Genomic DNA, 17333 nt, shown 5'->3' with positions numbered 1-17333 from the left:
GTGACGTATGAGTTTAGACCAAAGTACATTGCTGGAAGAATCGTTAGTATTAGCAGAGATGGTAGCTGATTCCAGTGTTGCAATAGCATATAGAGAGTCAAAATATAACCTAGAGCAAGATGTAGAAGCACAAAAAATGATTGCTCGTTTCTCTAAAATGAAAGATCAGTATGAAGAAGTACAGCGATTTGGAAAATATCATCCTGATTTTCATACCGTTTCAACACAAGTTCGAACACTTAAAAGAGAGCTTGATTTTCATGAAAATATAGCTCGATTTAAGAAAGCGGAAAAAGAACTTGAAAATTTATTGATGGAATGCAGCAAAATCATCGCATACAGCGTATCTGAGCAGATTAAAGTTCCTACAGGTAATCCGTTCTTTGATGAGAGCTCTTGTAGCGGTGGGTGCGGTTCAGGTGGATCCTGTGGCTGTGCATAAGCTCAATCTCTAAACCGAATGCAGTCAAAACATAAGTTTCCACAACAGAACATTTTTTCTTGCGGTACTAAAAAACGCATTCGGTACACATGAAGATTTTCTTCTGATCTTACAAATGTAAGGTTCAATGTTAGCCGTTTCCCTTTCATAGCTTTTACGGCATGTTTTTTTACAGAATCAGTTGTGTGATCGATTGAAAACTGCGAAGAAACCGTTACATATATGAAAGGGATTCCGGCCATTATTTTCTTTTCAACATTAGTGATTGAAGCATCTTGTTTCATTCGATCCAAAAATTGTTCCCAAACGTTGTTTAAGTCCAATCTACATCACTTCCTAATAGGGAGTATTCATTTATTTGTTTAATTTTAGTATATAAAAGGGGCTTTATATATGATAGGTAATCGTCGTGGGCTATCTGTTTTTCTCCATTCATTAAAATTTTCAAAACAGTTAAGACGCTATGGTAATGTACATTATGTTTCTAGAAGGTTGAAATATGCTGTTCTGTACTGTGATGGAAACAAGATAGACGAAATCGCAGCAAAGCTTGAATCTTTGCACTTCGTAAAAGAAGTAAAAAGGTCTCATAAACAAGAGATCAAAACAGAATATGAAAGTAAAATCGTTGATAAAGCTAAAGAGTATGACTATAAGATGGGGATTTAAGAGACAGGCCGCTAATAAAAATAGCTGCCTGTTTTCTTTATGCTATTTCCAACTAAGATAATGGAGGGATCAGATAATTTAATCGAAGAATCCCTGTTAGATAGTGGAAAAAGAGTTCTGTTTCAGCAAAATCAGTGGATGGCTTTACGTCAAATGTAATCACTTCTTTATTTAATTCTGCGGCTTTTGCCTCGAATAGATCAATTCGTTTAGAAGGATAGGGTACTCCTTCTCGGCAAATGTATAAAGGCTGAAATTTCCCCTCTAAAGCAGGGTGCAATACCGCAACTAGAGACGCATACATCTTATCTTCTTTCTTAACTTTTAAACATAATAACTGTGAAATACGGTCTTTGTTTGTTTCCATGATCTCAAGAAGTTCATAAAGATCTGAATATCCTTCTCCAAGCTCAATAAATCGTTGAATCATCGGTCAATCCCCTTTCTATACACCAATGTAGCACATTCATGTATCTGCTTAAAGGCTTTTAAACATGAAAAAAAACCTGCAGCAAAAACTGCAGGTTGCCTTTAAAACAAAATCACTTCTGTTTAAAGGCGATGGGAGAGGAGAAACCGGATGAAGAACTTATGGGGAGTAAGTCTTCTCCGCGGTTGGCAACAACATCGTTCGTTGATGTTGTTATAAATAGTATGGCCGCATTTAATTTGACTTATACTTATAAGAAAAAGATTTGATGTTTGAATACAGGAATACTTGTGATAGGATAAGTAAGGGAAAACGGATAAAGAATTGAGTGAAGAACGTGAGAGTAATAGCTGGAGAATGTAAAGGAAGACCACTTAAAGCTGTGCCAGGTATGAACACAAGACCCACAACTGATAAGATAAAAGAATCTATATTTAACATGATCGGCCCTTTTTTTGAAGGAGGAACGGGTCTCGACTTATATGGTGGAAGCGGTGGATTGGGTCTTGAAGCATTAAGCAGGGGCATGGAGCACTTCATTTTCATTGACAAGGATCAAAAAGCTATACATACAATTAAAGAAAATATCAAACAATGCAACTACGAAGACAAAACAGAAGTCTTTCGAAACGATGCAAAAAGAGCATTGAAAGCGCTTCATAAAAGAGAGATGCAATTCGATCTGATTTTTCTTGATCCTCCTTATGCGAGACAGATGTTATTAAAAGACATGGAGGAAATTGACAAGCTGGAACTTCTCTCTCCTAATGGAAGTATAGTGACTGAACATGGTACAGATGTAACACTACCTGAGGAGATCGGAAACTTTTATCAAGTCAGACAAGAAACGTACGGAAAGACAACTACAATAACAATCTACAAACGCGATTAACATTAAGTATGAGGTGAAAAAAATGCCAGCAACTGCAGTCTGTCCTGGTAGCTTTGACCCCGTAACTCGTGGTCACCTGGACATTATTAAACGTGGAGCAACAGTATTTGACGAAGTAATTGTAGTGGTAGCAAATAATCAAAGCAAAGATCCTTTGTTTACAGTTGATGAAAGAATCGTGCTATTAAAGGAAGTTACGAAACAGTTTCCTAATGTAAAAGTAGACTCGTTTAATGGCCTTCTGATCGATTACGTAAAAAATATCGGTGCAAACGTAATACTTAGAGGATTACGTGCTGTATCAGATTTTGAATACGAGATGAAAATTGCTTCGATCAACAAAAAATTAGATGACGAAGTCGAAACATTTTTTATGATGACAAACAATCAATATTCTTTTCTGAGTTCAAGCATCGTTAAAGAAGCAGCAAAGTATCATGCGAATGTTTCAGATCTTGTTCCGGAAGTTGTGGAAGAAGCTTTAAAAGAAAAATACAACAGCCCCCGTTAAGTACGGAGGCTGTTTTTTTTCGTAAGGCTTCTATTCCACAACAGGATTGAAAGAATTAAGAATCCAAGTGTGACATAATGGCTGTGCATGAGGGCTAACATTCCAATTTCACTAATGTGCACGGTTTTCTCAGTAATAAATGTAAACGCTGGAGCAGTAGTGCTTTTAACGTGATACAAATAAGGGAATACTAACAGACAAAGAGTCGCAGATAAAAATCCATGAAGTATTCTTGCGAAAAAGAAAGGCTTGAACTTGATATCTGTATCAGCAAGTATACTAGCAACTTGTGCTTGAACAGAAAAACCGCTAAAAGCTAATATAAAACTTACGATAACAGCTTGCTGTAAAAGGGGTGATTGTGCGAGACTCGTTAAATTGCTTCCTAAAGTGATCTCAAAGATTCCTTTAATCAGAGGAAGACTTAATTGTTCAGATAGGGAAAGTATGATAAATAAATAATTGATAAAGCTTGAGAGAAGTTCCGCCACATGAAGAAGATCCATCATCTTACTTAATACAGAGAAGAGAATAATAAACCCACCAATCATAAGCAGTGTTTTTGTAGATTGCTGAACAGCATCTCCTAGAAGCTGTCCGATGGGACGATTGTCTGCTAATCTAGCTTCATGCATATGTTTGAACGCATTGGTCAGTCCTTTTCCTCTATAGCGATCTTCCTTATTAACAGGTTCCTTTTTCCAGCCATGAAACCTCATGATAAGTCCAACGAAAATGTTGCCCACATAGTGACTTACAGCGAGAACGATACCGAGAGCAGCGTTATGAAAAAAACCTACTGCAATCGCGCTGAACATGAATAAAGGGTTTGAACAATTCGTAAAAGATACGAGGCGTTCTGCTTCTAGGGTCGTGATCTGTTTTTGGTGCCATAATCGTGCCGTCAGCTTAGCGCCAGCAGGAAATCCTGAAGAAATGCCCATGGCCCAAACGAATCCCCCTGCACCCGGTACCCGGAAAAGCGGTCTCATAAGAGGTTCAAACAAAACACCTATAAGATGTACGACTCCAAACCCCATCAATACTTCTGATAATATAAAAAATGGCATTAAAGATGGGAAAACAACGTCCCACCACATTTTCAATCCGTTTACTGATGCCATATATGTTTCTTTTGGGTATATTATTATTGATATTGCTATGATAATAGCTGATGCAGACAGTAGAAGTGTTTTGAAATAGGCTTTGTTCATAAGGGGAGCGCTCCTCTCACATAAATTCCACTAAACTTACTTGTCCTCATCCTTATTTATACGTATAGCCTAACTCTTTAGACCATATGTTAAAAAAAGACGGTGCTTCTAAAGGAGGAGCAAAACATGAAAGAACCGAAAATCGGACTTGCTCTAGGATCTGGAGGTGCTAGAGGATTTGCTCATCTTGGTGTTGTTAAAGCAATAAGAGATGCGGGGATTCCTATAGATATGATAGCCGGAAGCAGCATGGGCTCTTTGGTCGGTGCAATGGTATGTATGGGGCATAGCGATGAGAACCTTTACCGTATGGCAACACTCTTCAAACGTAAATATTATATGGATTACACAGTCCCTAAGATGGGATTTATTACAGGGAAGAAAATTAAAGAACTCGTAAGGCTGCTCACAAAACAAAAACACATTGAACAAACGGAGATACCTTTGGCGATCGTGGCAACAGATTTAATGCTAGGAGAAAAAGTGGTTTTCAGAACCGGTCCTATTGCAGATGCAGTACGTGCAAGTATCTCGATTCCTGGTATATTAGTTCCTGAAAAAATAGATGGTAAACTATTAGTAGACGGTGGAGTCATTGACCGTGTACCTGTTTCTGTTGCAAGGGAGATGGGAGCAGACCTTGTAATCGCAGTAGACATTTCTCATTTTAAAGCAGAGCTTCAAGTTTCATCAATTTTTGATGTTATCATTCAAAGTATTGATATTATGCAGCGCGAAATGGTTCGCTGGCATGAAATTTCTGCAGATATTATGATTCGACCTATGGTTGAACAGTTCAGTTCTACAGCTTTTAAAGATGTAAATGATATAATTGCTATAGGAGAAGAAGCTGGAAGAAAACAGATACCAAAAATTTTAGAGAAGATCGACAACTGGAAGGAGTCTATGCATGACAGCTGAAAAAACAACGAAACGAAAAAACTTTTTCTCGAAAAATAAATTCATTATTCTTTTTTTACTGGTGTTTGCTTTTATAGCATTCTATCCGCTCCCTTACTACATTACCTCTCCTGGTGATGCCAGAGTATTAGATCCAATCATTAGCGTAGAGGGAGGAGATGACGATAAGGGTGTGTTCATGCTGACAACAGTATCCGTAGGTACAGCAAACATTCCACAATACATATGGGCAAAACTGAGTGATTATCGTGAAGTCATCCCTGCTGATCAGATCAGAGGAGAAGATGAGACTGATGAAGAATACAACCAAAGACAACTTCAGATGATGGAAGATTCACAGCACGCTGCTACGATTGTTGCTTTTCAAGAGGCAGGAAAGAAAGTAGACATTGAATATCATGGTGTTTATGTTACCGGGATCATGTCGGGAATGCCTGCAGAAAAAAAGTTAAAAGTTGGAGATAAAATTATTGCTGTTGACCGTAATCCGGTTATGGAAACAAAGAAACTTCTTGATACTCTCGCACCAAAAAAAGCAGGGGATGCGGTAGATTTAACAATACTTCGTGGCGATAAAAAGCTGAATGTTAATATAAATATTGAGGAGTTTCCAAAGAAATATGTTCAAGATCAAGGACCCAAAGCTGGACTTGGCATCACTTCTCCTGTAGCAGATGTATCAATCGTAACAAACCCGAAAGTGAAGATTGATACTTCACAGATCGGAGGACCTTCAGCTGGGTTAATGTTCACGTTAGAAATTATGGATCAGTTAACACCAGATGATCTTACACATGGAAAGAAAATTGCAGGAACAGGAACAATGGATCTTCAAAAGAATGTAGGACCGATCGGAGGCATACAACAAAAGATTGTTGCAGCTGATGAAGCAGGTGCTGAAATCTTTTTTGCCCCTGTAGATGGAGATAATTACACTGATGCTGTGAAGGCTCAGAAGGATATAGGCTCCAAAATGAAGATCGTACCTGTTAAAACACTGAACGATGCACTGAGGTATTTGGAAAAGTTGTAGAGAAAAAGGATGCAGAAGCCATATTTGGCTTCTGCATCCTTTTTTGCTTGTCGTAGCGGCTGTAAGCTCGCTACTACGAGCGCCATATGAAAAATACGAGCGCTGTCTCCGTGTACTAGCTTCCAATCACCTTATCATGACTGGTGGAGTATTAAATTCTTCTTTTTCAGCTCGTAGAATATCCCGGGCTGCACCTTGGGCATAGACTAAAGATGTCTTCGCTTCCATCTTCAAACCAGCATAATCATGCTTAGAGACAGTGGTAACGAGAGGTAGGTCTAGAGATTTTTTAACAGTACTTAAATAATTTCTGCCCGTAGCTGTCATCCCTAACACGCGAATGTAAGAGGGGGATGAATCTAAAATAGTCAACATCTCCTCTTTCTGCACCTTATTTAAAACGTGTAAACACGCGCGTTGCAGTCTTGTCCATGTATAACGTTTAGTTTTTAAATGTTTCATGAAAGTTTCAAATGAGTCAGATCTCTTCATCGCTTCAATCATCCTATATTCTAAACCCTCTTCAACTTCATAATAGCGGTTTATTTCACTAGGACTTGTAGATAATAGTTGATAACGAAGAAGAGGATAGAAGCGTTCCCAATTCATAAGAGTACCTTTTTCACTTTGTTCTTCATCTAATAACTCAAGTGTATACCTGGGCATATAAGATGCTGCTTGCCTAGGATCTTTTGTGAAAATAGCTTCTCGAATCGCTGTTGCGCTTGCGATATTACCTTCTCCTAGCTTTACATCATGATAATCAGCATTTTTTCTCTTTATCGTCAATGGCCGGATATGAGAACCTAACTCACGACTTGCTCTTACGTACTCAAAACCTAAAATGTTATTCGGTTTACTGAGATCGAGAGCTAACGGAATATTAAGGGATTCGTATGCTCTTGAAGCAGCTGAAGGATAGGATAGACCTTTGCTCATAAACGAACGAACAAATTCCTGGTAGGTTTCCTGTTGTGCGTTAACCGATTCATGAGTATTGCTGAAAAGTTCAGCATCACCAGATTCACTTCCAAAACAAAAAGTCTCTGCCCCTATGGACTGCAGCAAAAAAATGCTACCAAATGCAAATCGGGGCGCATGGCTCGTGGCAAATGAATAAGGAAGTTCAATGACCATATCTGCTCCACCTAATAGCGCCATCTTTGTTCTTTTCCATTTTGACAATAGAGCGGGTTCTCCTCGTTGAAGGAAATTACCGCTCATCACGGCGATTACACAATCTGCACCTGTAGCTTTTTTCGTTTCTTGTAAATGATAATAATGTCCATTGTGAAACGGATTATATTCTACAACAACACCAGTTGCTCTCAACTGTTCCACTTCCTTTTAAACGTTACATTATACTTGTTTACATTGTACTAAAAAGAGTTTAGAATCAAAAGTATCAGTGTAAAGATAAAATATTGACATTTTATTTGATGACCGATATAATTACTACTGTTGCCTTGAGGTGATAAAGACATGAAATGGTCACTACAAGAAATTAAAAATTTTTACCGTAAACCGTTAACGTTTGAACAAAATGTTGATGCGAGCGGAGTGATGGAAAAAGACCCGGAGATCAGAAGCGTTGATCCTGTTCACGTAGAAGGACATGCAGATGTAACTCAGCAAAAAGCCACTTTTTACTTAAACATAAAAGGAAAAATGGTGTTGCCATGTGCCAACACATTGGTAGATGTGGAATTTCCATTCTCGGTAAAAACGACGGAAATTTTTATTTTCGATCCGAACTATACGGAATACGAAGATGAAGAGAGCCTTCACAAAGTCGAAGGACATTACGTTGACCTTCTCCCTGTCATCGAAGAGCATATTTTGCTTGAAAAACCGTTAAAAATTACGGCTGCTGATGTGACAGATGGTCCAGCTCCTAAAGAAGGAAAAGGATGGCAGAGGGTTACGGACGAAGACATGAAGAACCGGATAGATCCGCGTTTGGAAGGTCTGGCTAAATTTTTTGACGAAGACAAAAAGTGAAAGAATAGGTTATAATGATTCTTTCTAGAACCTTTAAGGAGGTGGATACAAATGGCAGTACCTTTTCGCAGAACTTCTCAAACTCGCCAAGCGAAGCGTCGTACACACTACAAGCTTTCCATGCCTGGTATGGTAAAGTGTCCACAGTGCGGAGAATACAAGTTATCTCACCGCGTTTGCCGTGAGTGTGGATCTTACAAAGGAAAAGAAGTAGTTAGCAAGTAATGAGAAACAGGAAGCTATAGGCTTCCTGTTTTTTCATATACATAAATAAAGCGTTTTCTTATGTATCGGAGGTGTATATAGTGAACGAGCAACCTGTATTATGGGAGAAAAAGAATGGGGTAGGCTGGATAACGTTAAATCGCCCTTCTGTTCGTAACGCCATTAATTACGATGTGATGAAGAATTTATCTGCTCTTTTAAAATTGGCAAAAAAGGACGAAGAGGTAAAAGTTCTTATCATAACAGGAGCTGGTACGAAAGCATTTTGCTCTGGTGGTGATCTCAGTGCTTTTCATTCTTTAAAGACTGAAGATCAAGCGTACGGCATGTTATCAAAAATGGGAAACATTCTTCATGATCTATTCTTTTTTCCAAAACCTACTGTCGCTCTTTTAAATGGATCAGCAGTTGGAGGCGGATGTGAGATAGCATCAGCGTGTGATATCAGACTTGCTCGAGCAGAAGCAAAAGTAGGGTTTATCCAAGGTCGTTTAGGCATTACAACGGGTTGGGGAGGAGGAACTTACCTCTTAGAAAGAATAAACCTTACGAGAGCGATGGATCTCTTGTATAGTTCCACTCCAGTTACAGCTAAGCAAGGTATGGATTACGGATTCATCCAATACGTCATTAAAGGAAACGGCTTGAAAGAAACTGAACGCTATGTGAGTAGGTTTACCTCTCAACCACTTGGTGTCATCGAGTCTTATAAAGCTCTTCAGCTTGAACAATTCGATAAGGCGAGAGTGAAGCAGAGCGTGCAAAATGAGATCGAACGCTGCGCAAAGTTATGGGCGTCAGATGAACATCATAGAAGGGTAGAGGCATTCTTAAATAAATAAGTTTTCCCCATTTTAGTAGAATAAAAAGTCTATCTTATCTAGCACTAGCATATTCATATTACAAACCACTAAAATGGGGGGATCTAAATGACAAATTTGCGCCAGGATGCCTGGACAAAAGATGAAGATGCTATTCTTGCTGAGGTAACACTCAGGCATATAAGAGAAGGTAGTACACAGCTGGTTGCCTTTGAAGAGGTAGGAGAGAAGCTGACGAGAACACCAGCAGCCTGTGGATTCAGGTGGAACTCACTCATTCGTAAACAATACGATAAAGCAATAACAGAGGCTAAAAAAGTACGTAAAGAGCGAAATAAGCGAAAAGTTAAACAGTTTGCTTCAATCATTGAGAATCATAATGAGGTACTTCACGATACTCCTTCATACAGCTCGAAAAACGATACACCTCTCTCTTTAAATGATATCATCCTGTTTTTACAGCAACTTCAAGCAGAAAAACCGGTTTCGAAGAACTTAGAAGCTGAAAATAAAGCTTTGTTATTGAAACTCCAAAACCTTAAAAAAGAAAACGGAACACTGAAAAGTAAACTTAGCAAAGTTAACAAAGAATATGAGGCAGTGTACCGTGATTATAAAGATGTATTGCAGATCATGGACAGGGCGAGGAAATTAGTAGAAGTTCCTGTGAGAAATTAAAAAAAGATGGCAGATGCCATCTTTTTTATTTTTTATGCAAGACGTTGTTCACTTACGCCTGTTGGATACCATACATAAGGATTCTGACCACGATCACGGTCTTGATTATATGTTACAGCTTCAAAGCCCATCTTCTCCCAAAAACCGCCAGATTGTTGTCTGCCGTTTGTCTTGATAGGTAGTCGGAATGTTTTAGCGAACTCTACTAAAGCTTTTCCAAGCCCTTTTGTCTGATGGTAAGGCAATACTTCAAGTTTCCAAAGCTCTAAATAATCTTGTGGAGGATCAAAATATTGATCATAAGCAGCTTCAATCTGATATAAGCTCATGCGTGCTACTAGTTTATCACCATAATAAATTCCATAGAACGGAGACTCACTGTCGTTTTCGATCATATTTTCCTGAAGATCCTCGAGCATTGACAATTCTTGTACGCCGTACTCCTTGAACTGCTTAAATTCTTCGAGCGTTTTATAGTTAACTAATAATTTTTTTACTTCATACTTTAACATATGATCTCCCCCAGTCTTTCTGTACTTTTCTCTATATTTATAGTATATACTAATTATGCAAAAAATTCTTTAAAAATAAAATATTCGTTTAGTTTACGCTTTCAAAAAAGGATTTTTGGTTTTTATGTCGAAAAAGGTAATGTTGACAACAGGAAGGAGGATGAACATGAAAAAAATATTAATCGCCAATCGTGGTGAGATCGCACTACGTATTATTAAAACGTGTAAGGAAATGGACATTCTAACGGTTGCAGTATATTCTGAAGCAGACAAAGACCTCCCTTTTGTAAAAGCTGCTGATGAAGCAGTACATATTGGTGAACCTCCAGTAGCGAAATCCTATCTGCAGAGTGAAGTGATTCTAGAAGTTGCTCTCAAACATAAGGTAGACGCTATCCATCCGGGTTATGGACTTTTATCAGAGAATGATGACTTTGCCAAAAAGATAGAGAAAGCTGGAATAGCTTTTATTGGTCCAGCGCCTCAAACCATCGAGTGGATGGGCGATAAGATCATGGCAAGAAAAACAATGCAGCAAGCGGGTGTTCCAATCGTACCTGGAACAATCGAGCCGATTGAAGATGTTGAAGAAGGTGTAAAACTAGCCGAACAAATCGGGTACCCTGTAATGCTGAAAGCAAGCAGCGGTGGTGGCGGAATTGGAATGGTAAAATGCGATAACAGTGATGATCTTCGTAAACATTTCGTTTCATCTCAACAGCGCGCTAAGAACTATTTTGGATCGGGCAGAATGTTTATCGAAAAATGTATCGAGAATGCTAGGCATATAGAAGTTCAAATCATGGGTGATGCTCATGGAAATATCGTACATCTCTTTGAGAGGGATTGCAGCGTTCAGCGAAGAAATCAAAAGGTCGTAGAAGAGTCACCGTCACCATTTCTAACAGAAAGCCTTCGTTCTAAAATTACTGATTCGGCAGTTAAAGCAGCTGAAGCTGTTAACTATGTAAATGCGGGAACCGTTGAATTTGTTGTAAGCGAGAACGGAGATTTCTATTTTCTAGAGATGAATACAAGACTTCAAGTTGAACATCCAGTTACAGAGAGTATCACGGGACTGGATCTTGTAAGATGGCAGATACAAGTAGCAAGAGGTGAGAAGCTGCCATTGACTCAAGAAGAGATTATGAGTAAAGGTCATGCGATAGAGTTTAGATTATATGCAGAAGACCCGATCACATTCTTCCCTTCACCAGGAAAAATTGAAGGGCTAAATTGGCCGAGATCTGAGAATGTAAGGATTGATTCAGGTTATGAAAGTGGAAACACCGTAACACCTTTTTATGATCCTATGATTGCGAAGATAATTGTAAGCGATTCCAATCGTGAGGGATGTATTAAGAATGCGGTTCAATTCTTTGATAGCTTAGCGATAAACGGACTAAAAACGAATACACCGCTTTTTCAAATGATCTTAAAAGAAGAGGATTTTATAAAAGGTGACTATACCACTAGCTATTTAAGTAAGAGAAAAGTTTCAAAACCCTAATCAAACAAAGGAGAGAGAGAAATGAAAGAAATTACAGCATCTATGGCAGGCACAGTTTGGCAAGTATTGGTTAGCGAAGGTGACGAGGTAACAGCAGGACAAACCGTTATTATCTTAGAATCTATGAAAATGGAAATACCCGTTGACGCTGTTGATGCAGGAACGGTAGATAATATTAAGTTTGCATCCGGAGACTTTGTGAATGAGGGAGACGTACTCGTTACACTGAAATAAAATTTACATGCAAACAATCTGAACGAGCGCTCACTCTCTTGAAGGAGGTATATCATGGTAGCAAAATTAGAAAGCCAATTAAAAGAAAAAATCGACCAGATTGAAGCTGGTGGTGCACAGAAATATCATGAGAAGAATAGTTCTCAAAATAAGATGTTCGTCCGCGACCGTCTGAGACTTCTTTTTGATAATGGTGAATACCGTGTAGAGGATGCTAAATTTGCAAACAATCAAGCAGGAGACCTACCAGCAGATGGAGTTGTGACTGCAATAGGAAAACTTGGCGGGAAAACAGTATGCGTTATGGCGAATGATTCAACTGTAAAAGCTGGATCTTGGGGAGCTAGAACAGTAGAGAAGATTATTCGCATACAAGAGACCGCACAAAAGTTGAAAGTTCCGATGCTTTATCTTGTCGATTCTGCAGGTGCTAGAATAACCGATCAGATTGATATGTTTCCGAACCGCCGCGGAGCGGGTAAGATTTTTTACAATCAAGTAAAAATGTCTGGAATGATTCCACAAGTTTGTATACTTTTTGGTCCATCAGCGGCAGGTGGAGCGTATATCCCAGCATTTTGTGATATCGTGATCATGGTCGATCAAAATGCATCGATGTACTTAGGTAGTCCACGAATGGCTGAAAAAGTAATTGGTGAAAAAGTGACGCTTGAAGAAATGGGTGGAGCAAGAATGCATTGCTCTGTAAGTGGATGCGGTGACGTTTTGGCAGCGGATGAAACAGAAGCCATCGAAGAAGCAAAAAGATATCTATCCTATTTCCCGAGTAACTATAAATTAAAAGCGCCGGTTGCTGATGCTATGGCTCCTAAAGCGGGAAGAGAGTTAGAAGCAATCGTACCAGAAAATCAAAATGTCCCGTTTGATATGTATGAGTTTATTGAAGGACTCATTGATGAGGGTAGTTTTTTTGAGATGAAAAAACTATTCGCACAAGAAATCGTGACTGGTTTTGGACGTATTGATGGAAAACCAGTTGGGATTATCGCAAATCAGCCGAAAGTTAAAGGGGGCGTACTGTTTGTAGATTCTGCGGATAAAGCAGCACGTTTCATCACACTTTGTGATGCATTTTCAATTCCTCTTCTTTTCTTATCAGATGTTCCCGGATTTATGATTGGAACGAAAGTAGAGAGAGCTGGGATTATACGACATGGAGCAAAGTTAATAGCAGCGATGAGTGATGTAACGGTTCCAAAGATCTCAGTAATCGTTCGAAAAGCTTACGGTGCTGGTCTATATGCGATGGCTGGTCCTGCCTTTGAACCTGATTGTTGCATTGCGTTGCCAACAGCGCAGATTGCGGTTATGGGTCCGGAAGCAGCAGTGAACGCAGTATATTCTAATAAGATTAATGAGATTGAAGATGTGAAAGAGCGTATTCAATTTGTTCAGCAAAAACAGCAAGAATATAAAGAACATATTGATATTTATAAGCTTGCTTCTGAAATGATTATCGACGATATTGTTTCACCTTCAGCATTAAGAGATGAACTTGCTAACCGTTTTGCATTCTATGAAAACAAAGAAATGATATTCAGTGAACGCAAGCACCCTGTTTATCCTGTCTAATGCTTGAACCTCCCTAACTTGGGAGGTTTTTTTAGTATGATTAAGAATATGATAAGATCGAGCTATACATTTAAGAGGTGAGCTTAATTATGAAAATAAGTGTCATTGGCGGCGGTGCAATAGGGTTATTGATTTCATATTTTTTAAAACAGAATGGGAATGAACCTGTTATTTATACAAGAAGCTTATCTCAAGCAGAGGAACTAAGTAAGTCTGGACTCACTTACATTGATATGAAAGGTTCAGAGACAACCATAATGGTCGAGGCTAAACCTTTTGCTGTATATAATGCTGAAGAGTCAATCTGTATTATTGCCGTGAAACAAACTGCGATGAAGGAATTGACGGGATTGATTAAATATAATGAAGTTTCTTCTCTCTTTTTACAAAATGGAATCAGTCATCTCTCTTTTTTGAAAAGCATGCCACAAAAACAGATAAGTATTGGTGTTGTTGAGCACGGAGCGATTAAAAAAGGATTTACGACAGTTCATCATCTAGGAGAAGGTAGGATTAAAATCTCTTCCTATAGAGGGGATTCTGAACATACATGGTGCGATCTTCTTCATTCAACTCGTTTTCCAATTTTAATAGAGGAAGAGTGGGAACGAATGGTTTATGAAAAACTAATTATGAATGCATCCATCAATCCACTTACAGCTTTGTTAAGAATAACAAATGGAGAACTTTTAACGAATCCACATGCACTATCTATGATGAAAGAACTTTTTGAAGAAGCTGTTTCCGTATTGAATATGACAGAACAGCGCGAAGTATTATGGAAGGAATTGTTAGTCCTGTGCAGAAATACTTCATTAAACCGATCTTCTATGTTAAAGAGCGTAGAGAGCGGAAAGCAAACTGAGATTGAGAGTATTACGGGAGAGATCATTAAGCGAGGAATTGAATTGAAGATCGAAACCCCTTATTCTCGTTTTGCTTATGAAGCAATCAGTTCATTGGATTGGAGAGGATGAATGCTTGGCTAGTGTTGTAGGTGCGATTATTGCTACACTAATAACCGTTCCTTATATTGTTTTTTTTCTTGTTAATAAGAGTTTGTTAAAGCTCACGAAGAAAAGAAGAAAGGCCTTTAAGGCGGGTGTTGATTGTACAACGTTTTTTTTATTTCTTGCTATTGAAAGAATGACAGTTGAGATATGGGGACAATCTTATTATTGGATTCTGCTGCTGTTGTTTTTATCGGGATGTTTGCTATTTACTTATGTGATTTGGAAAAAGGAACTGGATCTATCTATCAGGAAGATACTTAGGTTAAATTGGCGATTACAGTTCCTTGTTTTGTCAATCGGTTACTTTTCATTGTTGACATATGGTATCACTTCACGGATTTTGGACATTTAGAGCATATTTTTTATGCTCTTCATTCTTTCTTTGCTATACTCGTTAAGGATGTAATTGATACGTAGAAAGGAAGTTCATAAATGAGACTGGAGGAAATGCAGCTTCATACATCGCCTTTTATAGAAGGGTACTCCAACGGAGATGCGGAGGTTGTCCGTTTTTTTGATTATAAATCCCCCTACGATAAACAGGAATGGGCTAAAAGACAACAGGAATTGAAGCGTTATTCGTTTCCTAGAAAGGGTCTTACGGAATATCTGACTTCTTATAATCAAAGAATTGGTTCCTCAACTAAAACAATTAAAAATATTCAAAAGCTGAATGCAGATGATAGCTTAGCTGTCGTTGGTGGTCAGCAAGCGGGACTTTTAACCGGACCGCTTTTAGTGATCTATAAGTGCATCAGTACGATTCAGCTAGCAAAACAAGCACAAAAAGAATTAAATGTTCCTGTTGTACCCATTTTTTGGATAGCTGGTGAAGATCACGATATGGATGAGATCAACCACGTTATGCTCCCTAAAAATAATACTGCTAAAAAAGTTTCATTAAAGTCAGCGAGCAGTGTTAAATCTTCAGCATCACTTTGGAAATGGAACAAAGATGATGTTCAGCCTTGGTTAAAGGATGTATTTCGTTCATTTGGTGAAACAGCTTTTACAAGTGATCTACTCGCAGAAACGGAACGTATCTTAGACGAATCAGATTCTATCGTCACGTTCTTCGCAAAGCTTCTTTCAAAATGGTTTTATGAAGAGGGGCTAATCCTATTAGATTCTGGAGATCCAGAGTATAAAAAACTACAATCCACGATATTAAAAGAGATGATCGTTCATAACAGCGAGATTGATAAGGCATTTAATGATCGAACAGAAGAACTGTGCCAAGGTGGTTATTCTGCACCGATAGAAGTTCAAGCAAACAATGCTCATCTATTTTATACAAACAATCAAGAACGGATCTTATTGTATCGCGATGAAAATGGTTTTTCTTCAAAAGAGAAAGACTTTACGATTTCTGAATCAGAACTTCTTGAAGAAGTGGTTAAACACCCAGAAAAATTCAGCAATAATGTAGTGACAAGGCCATTGATGCAAGAGTTTCTTTTACCTGTTTTATCTTTTGTTGCGGGTCCTGGTGAAATCGCATACTGGGCAGTACTTGGAAAGGTTTTCAGTCGATTTAATAGAATGATGCCTATTTTGACGCCAAGGCTATCCTTTACACTTGTAACCAACCAAGTAAACGAACTACTTCAATCGAAGAAAATAACGGTACAGCAAGTTTTAGAGAATGGAACCGCTGGATATAAACGCGAGTGGTTTGCTTTAAACCGGCCGATCGAGACTTTTGAAACATTTCAATCCGTAAGAGCAGAATTCATTTCTTCTTATGATAAGCTGATAAAGTTAGCAGTAGATATTGATTCAAAGCTTCTTCCCGTTGCAGACCAAAATATAAAAAGAATTCTTTCAGAGATCGACTATATGGAGAACAAATTAGAACAGAGAGTTCGGAAAAAAGTAAAAGAACCACTTGCTGAATTTGATGAGATCATGCTCCAATTAAAACCGACTGAGATTTTACAAGAAAGGGTTTGGAACATCTACCAGTTTGTAAATGAAGAAGGTTCTGATCTTGTAAATAAACTTGTACAATACCCTTATCATTTCAACGGAAAACATAAGATTGTGTACTTATAATATCGATAAAATATTTTAGAAAAAATCCTGTGCTACAGCAGGATTTTTTTTTTTGTACACGAATAATACTTGTAGTGGTGAAAAGTGGAGCGTTGTGGTAGATTTAGGGGAGAAAGTGGGGTGATCATATGTTCATGGGAGAGTATCAGCACAGCATCGACGAAAAAGGACGTATGATCATCCCCTCTAAATTTCGTGAAGAACTAGGCACAGAGTTTATCTTAACTCGCGGATTGGATCAATGTGTATTCGGATATCCTTTAAATGAGTGGAAGGTCATCGAAGAAAAGCTGAAAAGTTTGCCATTCACTAAAAAGGATGCACGTGCATTTACTCGTTTTTTCTTTTCTGGAGCTGCTGAATGTCAGTTAGATAAACAGGGAAGAGTGAACATTGCTTCTCCGCTCAGAGACTATGCAAAACTAGAAAAGGATTGCGTAGTGATAGGTGTGTCGAATAGAATTGAAATTTGGAGTAAATCAATTTGGGAAGAATACTTCTCAAAATCAGAAGACTCGTTTGGAGAAATTGCAGAAAGTCTGATGGACTTTGATTTATAACCCTTAAGTTTATTGCAGA

At 38.3% G+C, this 17333-nt stretch carries 22 protein-coding genes; 17 read left to right on the top strand and 5 right to left on the bottom strand.

Annotated features, from left to right (window positions below; all coding sequences use genetic code 11):
- The first annotated feature begins 7 nt into the window (after positions 1 to 7).
- Positions 8 to 442, top strand: coding sequence for a YlbF family regulator (locus P4V41_RS04635; protein ID WP_328083627.1), 435 nt, complete (start codon positions 8 to 10; stop codon positions 440 to 442).
- Positions 443 to 444: 2 nt separating this feature from the next.
- Here the strand turns inward: P4V41_RS04635 and P4V41_RS04630 are convergent, their stop codons facing one another.
- Positions 445 to 765 (bottom strand): hypothetical protein, encoded by a 321-nt coding sequence (locus tag P4V41_RS04630; protein WP_328083625.1) that lies wholly within the window; start codon positions 763 to 765, stop codon positions 445 to 447.
- A gap of 70 nt (positions 766 to 835) precedes the next feature.
- Here P4V41_RS04630 and P4V41_RS04625 point away from each other — a divergent pair, with 70 nt between their 5' ends.
- On the top strand, positions 836 to 1111 hold the full coding sequence (locus P4V41_RS04625; protein ID WP_066245799.1) for a YlbG family protein: 276 nt from the start codon (positions 836 to 838) through the stop codon (positions 1109 to 1111).
- 52 nt (positions 1112 to 1163) lie between these two features.
- Here the strand turns inward: P4V41_RS04625 and P4V41_RS04620 are convergent, their stop codons facing one another.
- On the bottom strand, positions 1164 to 1541 hold the full coding sequence (locus P4V41_RS04620) for a DUF7147 family protein (RefSeq protein ID WP_328083623.1): 378 nt from the start codon (positions 1539 to 1541) through the stop codon (positions 1164 to 1166).
- A gap of 337 nt (positions 1542 to 1878) precedes the next feature.
- Here P4V41_RS04620 and rsmD point away from each other — a divergent pair, with 337 nt between their 5' ends.
- Together rsmD and coaD are read left to right on the top strand one after the other, a co-directional pair.
- Positions 1879 to 2433 (top strand): 16S rRNA (guanine(966)-N(2))-methyltransferase RsmD, encoded by a 555-nt coding sequence (gene rsmD / locus P4V41_RS04615; protein ID WP_328084027.1) that lies wholly within the window; start codon positions 1879 to 1881, stop codon positions 2431 to 2433.
- 22 nt (positions 2434 to 2455) lie between these two features.
- Positions 2456 to 2944, top strand: coding sequence for a pantetheine-phosphate adenylyltransferase (coaD, locus tag P4V41_RS04610; protein WP_197127631.1), 489 nt, complete (start codon positions 2456 to 2458; stop codon positions 2942 to 2944).
- Here the strand turns inward: coaD and ylbJ are convergent.
- A complete protein-coding gene (ylbJ, locus tag P4V41_RS04605; RefSeq protein WP_328083622.1) occupies positions 2941 to 4158 on the bottom strand; it encodes a sporulation integral membrane protein YlbJ in 1218 nt (405 codons plus the stop codon). The two genes, coaD and ylbJ, sit on opposite strands and share 4 nt — an antisense overlap.
- 126 nt (positions 4159 to 4284) lie before the next feature.
- Here ylbJ and P4V41_RS04600 point away from each other — a divergent pair, with 126 nt between their 5' ends.
- Positions 4285 to 5079 carry a patatin-like phospholipase family protein gene (locus tag P4V41_RS04600; protein WP_328083620.1) on the top strand — a complete coding sequence of 265 codons (795 nt, stop codon included), beginning with the start codon at positions 4285 to 4287 and terminating at the stop codon, positions 5077 to 5079.
- Complete coding sequence (locus P4V41_RS04595) at positions 5069 to 6112, top strand: SepM family pheromone-processing serine protease (RefSeq protein ID WP_328083618.1); 1044 nt, start codon at positions 5069 to 5071, stop codon at positions 6110 to 6112. Before P4V41_RS04600 ends, P4V41_RS04595 begins: the two co-directional genes overlap by 11 nt.
- A 126-nt stretch (positions 6113 to 6238) precedes the next feature.
- Here the strand turns inward: P4V41_RS04595 and P4V41_RS04590 are convergent, their stop codons facing one another.
- Positions 6239 to 7444, bottom strand: coding sequence for a nucleotidyltransferase (locus P4V41_RS04590; RefSeq protein ID WP_328083617.1), 1206 nt, complete (start codon positions 7442 to 7444; stop codon positions 6239 to 6241).
- Between the two features lie 150 nt (positions 7445 to 7594).
- On the opposite strand from P4V41_RS04590, the gene P4V41_RS04585 reads away from it, so the two are divergent.
- The 4 genes from P4V41_RS04585 to P4V41_RS04570 all read left to right on the top strand — a co-directional run bounded on the left by P4V41_RS04585 (position 7595) and on the right by P4V41_RS04570 (position 9837).
- Positions 7595 to 8113, top strand: a complete 519-nt coding sequence (locus tag P4V41_RS04585; protein ID WP_328083616.1) for a YceD family protein — start codon at positions 7595 to 7597, stop codon at positions 8111 to 8113.
- A 51-nt stretch (positions 8114 to 8164) separates the two neighbouring features.
- Complete coding sequence (rpmF, locus tag P4V41_RS04580; protein ID WP_066240492.1) at positions 8165 to 8338, top strand: 50S ribosomal protein L32; 174 nt, start codon at positions 8165 to 8167, stop codon at positions 8336 to 8338.
- Positions 8339 to 8418: 80 nt separating this feature from the next.
- On the top strand, positions 8419 to 9180 hold the full coding sequence (locus P4V41_RS04575; RefSeq protein WP_328083615.1) for an enoyl-CoA hydratase/isomerase family protein: 762 nt from the start codon (positions 8419 to 8421) through the stop codon (positions 9178 to 9180).
- 87 nt (positions 9181 to 9267) lie between these two features.
- A complete protein-coding gene (locus P4V41_RS04570; protein WP_328083614.1) occupies positions 9268 to 9837 on the top strand; it encodes an RsfA family transcriptional regulator in 570 nt (189 codons plus the stop codon).
- A 32-nt stretch (positions 9838 to 9869) separates the two neighbouring features.
- Here the strand turns inward: P4V41_RS04570 and P4V41_RS04565 are convergent, their stop codons facing one another.
- The gene (locus P4V41_RS04565) at positions 9870 to 10349 is read right to left on the bottom strand and encodes an N-acetyltransferase (protein ID WP_328083613.1); all 480 of its coding nucleotides are present in this window, start codon (positions 10347 to 10349) and stop codon (positions 9870 to 9872) included.
- Between the two features lie 166 nt (positions 10350 to 10515).
- Here P4V41_RS04565 and P4V41_RS04560 point away from each other — a divergent pair, with 166 nt between their 5' ends.
- The 7 genes from P4V41_RS04560 to mraZ all read left to right on the top strand — a co-directional run bounded on the left by P4V41_RS04560 (position 10516) and on the right by mraZ (position 17314).
- The gene (locus P4V41_RS04560) at positions 10516 to 11859 is read left to right on the top strand and encodes an acetyl-CoA carboxylase biotin carboxylase subunit (protein WP_328083612.1); all 1344 of its coding nucleotides are present in this window, start codon (positions 10516 to 10518) and stop codon (positions 11857 to 11859) included.
- 21 nt (positions 11860 to 11880) lie between these two features.
- Positions 11881 to 12093, top strand: coding sequence for an acetyl-CoA carboxylase biotin carboxyl carrier protein subunit (locus tag P4V41_RS04555; protein ID WP_197127640.1), 213 nt, complete (start codon positions 11881 to 11883; stop codon positions 12091 to 12093).
- Positions 12094 to 12147: 54 nt separating this feature from the next.
- Positions 12148 to 13686, top strand: coding sequence for an acyl-CoA carboxylase subunit beta (locus tag P4V41_RS04550; RefSeq protein WP_328083611.1), 1539 nt, complete (start codon positions 12148 to 12150; stop codon positions 13684 to 13686).
- A gap of 89 nt (positions 13687 to 13775) precedes the next feature.
- Complete coding sequence (locus tag P4V41_RS04545; RefSeq protein WP_328083610.1) at positions 13776 to 14663, top strand: 2-dehydropantoate 2-reductase; 888 nt, start codon at positions 13776 to 13778, stop codon at positions 14661 to 14663.
- Positions 14629 to 15051 carry a DUF3397 domain-containing protein gene (locus P4V41_RS21625; RefSeq protein WP_419181283.1) on the top strand — a complete coding sequence of 141 codons (423 nt, stop codon included), beginning with the start codon at positions 14629 to 14631 and terminating at the stop codon, positions 15049 to 15051. The genes P4V41_RS04545 and P4V41_RS21625 overlap by 35 nt, the downstream gene beginning before the upstream one ends.
- Positions 15052 to 15131: 80 nt before the next feature.
- Entirely contained in the window at positions 15132 to 16754 is a 1623-nt protein-coding gene (gene bshC / locus P4V41_RS04540; RefSeq protein WP_328083609.1) for a bacillithiol biosynthesis cysteine-adding enzyme BshC, read from the top strand.
- A 128-nt stretch (positions 16755 to 16882) separates the two neighbouring features.
- Complete coding sequence (gene mraZ, locus P4V41_RS04535; protein ID WP_066393436.1) at positions 16883 to 17314, top strand: division/cell wall cluster transcriptional repressor MraZ; 432 nt, start codon at positions 16883 to 16885, stop codon at positions 17312 to 17314.
- Positions 17315 to 17333: the final 19 nt, after the last annotated feature.

Source organism: Fictibacillus nanhaiensis, from assembly GCF_036213205.1.
Classification (GTDB): Bacteria; Bacillota; Bacilli; order Bacillales; family Fictibacillaceae; genus Fictibacillus; species Fictibacillus nanhaiensis_E.
Note: the sequence above shows the minus strand (reverse complement) of the source record. Positions and strands in the feature narration are given on the sequence as shown.